The organism is Porphyromonas sp. COT-108 OH2963, assembly GCF_000768895.1.
Classification (GTDB): Bacteria; Bacteroidota; Bacteroidia; order Bacteroidales; family Porphyromonadaceae; genus Porphyromonas_A; species Porphyromonas_A canoris.
This window is the reverse complement of sequence record NZ_JRAP01000011.1, coordinates 1-1,323: the sequence shown is the minus strand read 5'-3', so window position 1 is coordinate 1,323 and position 1,323 is coordinate 1. Positions and strand designations below refer to the sequence as shown.

Here is a 1,323-nt window from a genome sequence, read left to right as displayed (position 1 = left end):
GTTCTTGTAGCAGAACAACTGTTCCAAAGCGGTGTTGTTGCTCACATCCAATGAGGAGAGCTGCTCTCCTCTACAACGAAAATCGGTTACCTTTCCATGCACCGTAATGGTCTGAGAGCCGAGCGTGTACTCTTTATCGGAGCCAAATTCGGTTACGCTCTCGCCTGCATCTTTGACCTTGTTGTTGTTCAGGTCTATCCAGACATCCGCTTGGTCTTCCGGCTCGGCGTTGATCGAAAGCTTTATCTTCTCGCCGACGGCTTTCGTTGTCGTCATCGTCATGCTGTAGCCGGCAGGCGGAGTATCTCCGACATCCAATTTCCAGCCTTTGTCCTTGGCTATCTTCTTGTTGCACGCATCCGTACCCGGATTGTTTGCGATCCAGATCTTCTTCCGACCGAAGCTCTGCCCTTTTACATCTGGAAGCGTGCGGAATATCTCGTTCAGTGTCTCCGCGCTCAGCTTACAGCTCTTGACCGACAACTCATCATTTATGCTGCTCGAGATCTTCAAGGAGCTAAGGTTGGCGTTCTCCTCGCAGTTCAAATAAGTCAAAGCGGTGTTCTTGCTCACATCCAGCAAGGTGAGGAAGTTAGAGTTGCAGTACAACTGTCCCAAAGCCGTGTTCTTGCTCACATCCAGCGAGGTGAGGGAGTTAGAGTAGCAGTCCAACCGTGTCAAAGCAGTGTTCTTGCTCACATCCAGCGAGGTGAGGGAGTTAGAGTTGCATATCAACCATTCCAACTCGGTATTCTTGCTCACATCCAGCGAGGTGAGGGAGTTAGAGTAGCAGCGCAACTCTGTCAAAGCCGTGTTCTTGCTCACATCCAGCGAGGTGAGGGAGTTAGAGTGGCAGTACAACTCTGTCAAAGCTGTGTTCTTGCTCACATCCAGCGAGGTGAGGGAGTTAGAGGAGCAGTCCAACACTGTCAAAGCGGTGTTCTTGCTCACATCCAGCGAGGTGAGGGAGTTAGAGTTGCACACCAACTCTGTCAAAGCCGTGTTCTTGCTCACATCCAGCGAGGTGAGGGAGTTAGAGTAGCAGTACAACTCGGTTACCTTTCCATACACCGCAATGGTCCGGGAGCCGAGCGTGTACTCTTGAGGAGGGTCAAATTCGGTTATGCTCTCGCCTGCATCTTTGACCTTGTTGTTGTTCAGGTCTATCCAGACATCCGCTTGGTCTTCCGGCTCGGCGTTGATCGAAAGCTCTATCTTCTCTCCCACCTTTTTCTCTGTCGTCAAGGTGATGGAAGGAAGATCCTCTTCCACGTCATCGCCCAAGATCGTCAGGCGGTTATCTTTCCACTCTGCCCGTACACG

1 pseudogene is annotated in these 1,323 nt (G+C 51.3%); it reads right to left on the bottom strand.

Going from position 1 to position 1,323, the window contains the following annotated elements:
- Nucleotides 1–1,323, bottom strand: a pseudogene (locus HQ39_RS06470) (leucine-rich repeat domain-containing protein); the annotation flags it as partial.